At 78.4% G+C, this 6,168-nt stretch carries 6 protein-coding genes; 3 read left to right on the top strand and 3 right to left on the bottom strand.

Annotated elements, in window-relative coordinates; translation table 11 throughout:
* From DLJ47_RS32790 to DLJ47_RS32780, 3 genes are all read right to left on the bottom strand, one after another.
* Window positions 1-602: GNAT family N-acetyltransferase (locus tag DLJ47_RS32790; protein ID WP_233258150.1), on the bottom strand; the 602-nt coding region annotated here is incomplete at its 3' end.
* Window positions 599-1,348 (bottom strand): monooxygenase, encoded by a 750-nt coding sequence (locus tag DLJ47_RS32785; RefSeq protein WP_109905897.1) that lies wholly within the window; start codon window positions 1,346-1,348, stop codon window positions 599-601. The genes DLJ47_RS32785 and DLJ47_RS32790, both read right to left, overlap by 4 nt.
* On the bottom strand, window positions 1,345-1,833 hold the full coding sequence (locus DLJ47_RS32780; RefSeq protein ID WP_109905899.1) for a YbaK/EbsC family protein: 489 nt from the start codon (window positions 1,831-1,833) through the stop codon (window positions 1,345-1,347). The genes DLJ47_RS32785 and DLJ47_RS32780 overlap by 4 nt, the downstream gene beginning before the upstream one ends.
* Before the next feature lie 437 nt (window positions 1,834-2,270).
* On the opposite strand from DLJ47_RS32780, the gene DLJ47_RS32775 reads away from it, so the two are divergent.
* The 3 genes from DLJ47_RS32775 (at window position 2,271) to DLJ47_RS32765 (ending at window position 5,710) form a co-directional block, all read left to right on the top strand.
* Complete coding sequence (locus tag DLJ47_RS32775) at window positions 2,271-2,720, top strand: SAV_6107 family HEPN domain-containing protein (RefSeq protein WP_109905895.1); 450 nt, start codon at window positions 2,271-2,273, stop codon at window positions 2,718-2,720.
* Window positions 2,721-2,816: 96 nt separating this feature from the next.
* Complete coding sequence (locus DLJ47_RS32770; RefSeq protein ID WP_233258149.1) at window positions 2,817-3,611, top strand: hypothetical protein; 795 nt, start codon at window positions 2,817-2,819, stop codon at window positions 3,609-3,611.
* A gap of 215 nt (window positions 3,612-3,826) precedes the next feature.
* Window positions 3,827-5,710 carry a DNA polymerase Y family protein gene (locus tag DLJ47_RS32765; RefSeq protein WP_109905893.1) on the top strand — a complete coding sequence of 628 codons (1,884 nt, stop codon included), beginning with the start codon at window positions 3,827-3,829 and terminating at the stop codon, window positions 5,708-5,710.
* Window positions 5,711-6,168: the final 458 nt, after the last annotated feature.

Genomic DNA, 6,168 nt, shown 5'->3' with positions numbered 1-6,168 from the left:
ATCCTGGTCAGCAGCCAGCCGCTGACCTGCGGGGGGCGCGGCGGGGCCGGCGCCGGGCCGGGAGGCGGGAGGGGGAGGTCCCGGCCGAGCACGCCGAACGGGCGCTCGTCGCCGGGGAAGTGGAAGTCGCGCAGGATGTCGACGAACCCGAACCGGCGGTACAGCCGCCAGGCCCGCGACCGCTGCTCGTCGGCCTCCGGGGTGGACAGCAGGGTGGTGACCCCCTCGGCCATGGTGAGCAGGGCGCGCAGTTGCCCCGCGCCCAGGCCGTGCCCCTGCGCGGGCGGCCGGACGTGCAGCTCGACCACCTCGAAGCAGTCGGTCAGCCAGCGCTGCCGGGCGGCCGGGTCCAGCGCCCGCCAGACCTGGTCGTGCCACCACTGCCCGGGGGCGCCGAGGTAGCCGTAGCCGAAGCCGGCCAGGTGCCCCTCGGTGGTCAGGCTGGCCACGGCCCGGAAGCCGGGGCGGCGGACGTGGGTGGCGATGTAGCCGCGGCGGGCCTCCAGCAGGTCGGTGCGGTAACCCATCGCCTCGCCGTAGACGGCCACCACGTCGTCCAGCCGCCGGACGAGATCGTCCGGTGTCCACCGCACCAACCTCATGCCCGCGCGCCCTTCACCGTCTCCGCGTCGCCGTCCGCGACCCATCCCAGCACCGTCCGGTCACCGACCACGTCGCACACCGCGAACCGCGCGAAGAGCTCCTCCGCGTACCACCCCTCGGTGGGGGTCCGCATGATCGCGGCGCGGTGCTCCGGGTGACGGTACGCGAACGCCACCAGGTCCGCCGGGTCACGCCACACGCTCACCGTGCCCTGCCAGCCCACCGGGGCCTCGCCGACGCCGAACCGGGCGAGCAGGCCGGGCGCGGCGTGCAGGGCGGCGGCCACCGGCGGGACCGCCCGCCAGAAGGTGACCGCCCGGCGGGGCCGCAGCCGGGCCCGGGTCAGCGCCAGCACCGGGCCGTCGGCGCGGCCGCCGGGCGGCTCGCCGAACGGCCGGCGGCCGGACCACTCGCCCCGGCTGGTCAGCGGGCGCAGGTCGAGCCGGACGGCGGAGCGGGCGATCCGGGACCAGGCCCGGCCCACCGGCGAGGCGTCGAAGCCGGCCGCCGCGGCGGGGGAGTCCCACACCGCCAGCGCCGCCCACCGGGTCAGGTCGGCGTCACCCGGGCCGAAGCCGGTGCCGGTCCCGGTGCCGAGGAGCTTGCCGAACCGTACGCCCGGCACGGCGCGCAGCCGGCGCGGGTCGAGCGCCATCCGGGCCAGCGCCCGGGGCAGCGCGGGCCGGGAGGTCCGCCACACGTGCAGGGTGACCAGGCCCGGTACGGCGTGCGCGGGGTCGCTCACGCCACCTCGGCCGGGGCGCCGGCGGTGATCCGGAGCAGTTCCCGGTACGTGGTGGGGAAGACCGCCTGCGGCACCCCGCCGGCGGCCCAGATCTCGTCGTACCCCGCCAGGGCGGTGTCCACCAGGGTGCGCAGCTGCTTCGGGTGGCCCAGCGGGGCCACCCCGCCGATCACCTGCCCGGTGTGCGTGCGGACGAAGTCGGGGCTGGCCCGGCGCAGCCGGGTGACCCCGATGCCGGCGGCCAGCCCGGCGGTGTCCACCCGGTGCGCGCCGGAGGTGAGCACCAGCAGCGGCTCGCCGTCCGCCTCGAAGATCAGCGAGTTGGCGATCTGGCCGACGCCGACGCCGAGCGCCTCGGCGGCGGCCGCGGCGGTGTGCACCGCCTCGGGCAGCAGGCGGACCACGCTGGGGGCGCCGGAGCCGTTCCGCGCGTCGGCGGCGTCGAGCGCGTCCTGCACCGCCCGTACGTTCGGGTGTGACTGCATGCCCGCCATTCTTCCCGGTACGCCGGGTCCGTCCGCGACCGGCCGCGCGTCACACGTTGCATTTTCGTCGGAGGGAGGGTGTACTGTCAGCAGTAGTTAGAACGAGTGTTCGATTGCCTCGTACGCTCGTTCCAACCAGCCCGGGGCGGTGTTTCGCGGCGCCGGCTCCGGGCGGTGCGGCTCCGCGGGCCGCACCTGGGTTCCGGGCAGTCGCGAGCCCGGTCCCGTCAGGCAGGAGCGTCGCCCGCCGCCCACGACCCCCGGGCGGCGGGCGACGAACCCGCCGGTACGCCGGCCGGGTGTGGTGTGGGGAAGCGTCCACACCCGGCCGGCCCCCATCCGGTGCGTCTTCCTCCGCACCACTCGATCCGGCGCCCCGCCGGCGGCCCGTCCGTCGCGGTGGGGTGGCGACCCGGCCACGTGGAGGAGACAGTCCCATGCCGACCAACCCGGCTCAGGCACCGACGGTGCCGGCGCACGTGCTGCCGCACCGCACTCCCGCCCAGCTTCTCGCGGTGGCCCGCCAGGGGCTCGCCGAGGCCGCCCGGACCCGTCCCGACGGCCTCCGTTACGCGGCCGCCCACCTGGCCGCCCTGCGCGCCGCCGCCGCCCTGCTCGCCGCCCGGGCCCGCCCGGCACCGGCCCGGCGCAACCGGATCACCAGCGTCTGGGTCCTGCTCTCCGGGGTCGCCCCCGAGCTCGACGAGTGGGCCCGGTTCTTCGCCGCCGGCGCCGGCAAGCGGGCCGCCGCCGAGGCCGGCATCCCCCGGGTGGTGACCGCCCGGGAGGCCGACGACCTGCTGCGCGCCGCCGAGCAGTTCGTCACGGTGGTGGAGACCGCGCTCGGCGTGGCCCACCAGCCGGCGCTCGACGGTCTGGCCGCCTGACACCTGTGACACCCCGACCGCCCGGCGGGGGGAGCCGGGCGGCCGGGGCGCCCACGCGCACATCTGATCCGAACAGCACGACGGGGGGTAGGTCCGATGGCGGGCCGCATGGTGGTCGGTTCCGCCGCACTGGCCGGCCTGGTCCGTCCGGCGAGCGCGCCGGACCCGGCGGGCGGCCACCGGGTGCTGCCGGTGGCCCCGGAGCTGACCGGCCTGCTGCCCAACCGGGGGTTGCGCCGCGGCAGCACCGTCGCGGTCGCCACCGGCCAGCCCCGGCGCAGTGGCGGCACCTCCCTGGTCCTGGCGCTGCTCGCCGAGGCGTCCCGGGCCGGCTCGTGGTGCGCCGTGGTCGGGGTGCCGACGTTCGGCGCGGGAGCGGCCGCCGAGTACGGCATCGCCCTGGACCGGCTCGCTCTGGTGCCCAACCCGGGTCCGGAGTGGGCCACTGTCGTCGCCGCGCTGATCGACGGGGTGGACGTCGTGGTCACCGCCGTGCCGGCCACGGTCTCCGCCTCGGTCGCCAACCGGCTGGCCGCCCGGGCCCGCCAGCGGGGCAGCGTGCTCGTCCCGTACGGCCGGTGGGACGGCGCGGACGTGACGTTGCAGGTGGTCCGGGGGGTGTGGGAAGGGCTCGGGCCGGGCCGCGGGCGACTGCGCCGCCGGGAGGTCACCGTCTCGGCGCGCGGGCGCGGGGCGGCCGCCCGCCCCAAGGAGGTCAAGGTCTGGCTGCCCGGTGACGGGCTCACCCGGGTCATCCCGCGACCGGCGGCCACCTCCGTCGCCTCCGTCACCGGCCGGTCGGCCGCCGGCCGGCTCCGCCCGGTGCCGTCGGCCGGGCCGTCCGACCCCGTCGGGCGGCGCGGCGCGCTCACCCTGGTCGGTCCGGCGTGAGCGACGCCGTTGCAGTACAGCCCGGCCGGCCGGGCGGACCACCGGCCGGCGCCGGCGGATCCGGAGACGCCGCCCGCGCTGACCGATCCGGAGGGTTGCCGGCCGGCATCGACCAGCCCGGTGGGTCGTCCGCTCGTGTTGACCGGCCAGGCAGCTCGTCGGCTCGCGCTGACCGGCCCGGCGGGTCGTCGGTCCGGCCTGGGGGTGCCGGGCCGGTGCGGACCCTGCTGCTCTGGTGCCCGGACTGGCCGGTGCTCGCCGCCGAGATCGTCGAGGGGGTGCCGGCCACCGATCCGGTGGCGGTGCTGCACGCCAACCGGGTGGTCGCCTGTTCCGAGCGGGCCCGCGCCGAGGGGGTGCGCCGCGGGCTGCGCCGGCGGGAGGCGCAGGGACGGTGCCCGCAGCTCACCGTCGTCGACCACGACCCGGGGCGGGACGCCCGGGCGTTCGAGCCGGTGGTCGCCGCCGTCGAGGAACTGGTCGCCGGGGTGGAGGTGGTCCGCCCCGGCTCCTGCGCGGTGGCGGCCCGCGGCCCGGCCCGCTACCTCGGCGGGGAGGAGGTGGCGGCCGAGCGGATCGTCGAGCACGTCGCGCAGACCTGCGCGGTGGAGAGCCAGGTCGGCATCGCCGACGGGGTGTTCGCCGCCGGGCTGGCCGCGCGCAGCGGTCGGGTGGTCCCGCCCGGCGGCACGCCGGAGTTCCTCGCCGCGCTACCGGTCGAGGCGCTCGGCCGCCCGGCGCTGGCCGACCTGCTGCGCCGGCTCGGCGTACGCACCCTGGCCGACTTCGCCGCGCTGCCGGCCGGGGACGTGCTGGCCCGGTTCGGCTTCGACGGCGCGCTGGCCCACCGGCTCGCCGCGGGGCGGGACCACCGCCCGCTCGCCGTCCGCCAGCCCCCGGTCGACCTGGCGGTCACCGCCGGGTACGACGAGCCGCTCGACCGGGTCGACGCCGCGGCCTTCGCCGCCCGCGCGCTGGCCGAGCAACTGCACGACCGGCTCGCCGGGCACGGGTTGGCCTGCACCCGGCTCGGCATCGAGGCGGTCACCGCGCACGGGCAGGAGCTGCACCGGGTCTGGCGGCACGACGGCCTGCTCACCGCCGCGGCCATCGCCGACCGGGTGCGCTGGCAGCTCGACGGGTGGCTCTCCGGCAGCAACGGCCGGGCCGGCGGCCGAGCGGCCCGGCCGACGGCCGGCATCATCCGGCTGCGGCTGGTCCCGGACGGCGTGATCGCCCAGGCCGGCCTGCAACCCGGCCTTTGGGGGGAGGCCGGCGAGGAGCGCGAGCGGGCGCACCGGGCGTTGAGCCGGGTGCAGGGCATCCTGGGCCCCGAGGCGGTGGTCACCGCGGTGCTCGGCGGCGGACGGTCCCCGGCCGACCAGGTGCGCCTGGTGCCCTGGGGGGACGAGCGGATCCCCGCCCGGCCCGGGCAGCCGATGTCGCTGGCCGGGCCGGTGTCACCGGGCGGGCCGGTGTCGTCGGGCCAGCTCGCTTCGTCGGGCCGGTCGGCGGCGCCGGACCAACCGGTGTCGTCGGGTGTGCCCGTGCCGGGCGGGCCGGTGTCGTCGGGCGCGCTCGTGCCGGGCGGGCCGGTGTCGTCGGGTGTGCCCGACCGGCCGGCGTCGTCGGACCGGCCGGCATTGCCCGGTCAGTCGGGGTCGCTGGGTCAGTCGGGGTCGTCGGGTCCGGGGGCGCAAGCGGGCCGGGGGCGGCCGGGCCGGGCGGCGCGGTCGCCCCGGTCGGCGGGGCGGTCGGCGGGGCGGGTTGAACCGCCGTGGCCGGGCCAGCTGCCGCCACCCGCGCCGGCCGTGGTGCTGCCCCAACCACTCGCCGCCACCGTGCACGACGACGCCGGCGAGCCGGTGGTGGTCAGCGCGCGGCTTCAGCTGAGCGCCGCCCCGGCCCGGCTGACCGTCGGCACGGGCCGGCCGGCCGAGATCGTCGGCTGGGCCGGCCCGTGGCCGGTCGACGAGCGCTGGTGGGCGCCGGCCGAGGCCCGGCGCCGGGCCCGGTTCCAGGTCTGCCTCGCCGACGGCGCCGCCCTGCTGCTGGCCGTCGAGGCGGGGCAGTGGCTGGTGGAGGCGATCTATGACTGAGCGCTCCAGCACGCCGGCCCGGCCTGGCAGGGTTGGCCAGGCTGGTCCGAGCGGTCTTCGTCATGCCGGCGTGGGCCGGTGCGGCCGCGTTGGCCAGGCTGGCCCGGACACCCTTCGTCACGTCGGCGGGGTCCGGGGTGGTCCCGGTCGGGAAACCCTCCGTCACGCCCGCCTGTCCGACCGGGTCGGGCAGGTCGATCTACGGACCCGCTGTCACTGCGGTGGCCAGCTCGCCCTGCCACACCTACTGCCCCGCACGGTGATACCTGTGAGTCATATTGATGACTCACAGGTATCACGCTCGTCGGCGAAGGGCCGCCGGCTGGCCTGCTGCGCGGGGCGGCACCGGTTGGCGGCGCGGTCGGGTGGGCGTGGCCGGTGGGCCGACTCGCGGACGGAGCGCCCGGTGGCAAGCGGCCGGGCCGGTGGGAGCGGCTGGGCCGGGAGCGGCTGGGGGA

The organism is Micromonospora sp. S4605 (assembly GCF_003176715.1).
In the GTDB taxonomy this organism is placed as follows: Bacteria; Actinomycetota; Actinomycetes; order Mycobacteriales; family Micromonosporaceae; genus Micromonospora; species Micromonospora echinaurantiaca.
Note: the sequence above shows the minus strand (reverse complement) of the source record. Positions and strands in the feature narration are given on the sequence as shown.

Excerpts from the sequence above, each read along its gene's own strand:
- DLJ47_RS32780 (WP_109905899.1), bottom strand. The coding sequence starts at position 1,833 with ATGCAGTCACACCCGAACGTACGGGCGGTGCAGGACGCGCTCGACGCC.
- DLJ47_RS32770 (WP_233258149.1), top strand. The coding sequence starts at position 2,817 with ATGGCGGGCCGCATGGTGGTCGGTTCCGCCGCACTGGCCGGCCTGGTC.
- DLJ47_RS32775 (WP_109905895.1), top strand. The coding sequence starts at position 2,271 with ATGCCGACCAACCCGGCTCAGGCACCGACGGTGCCGGCGCACGTGCTG.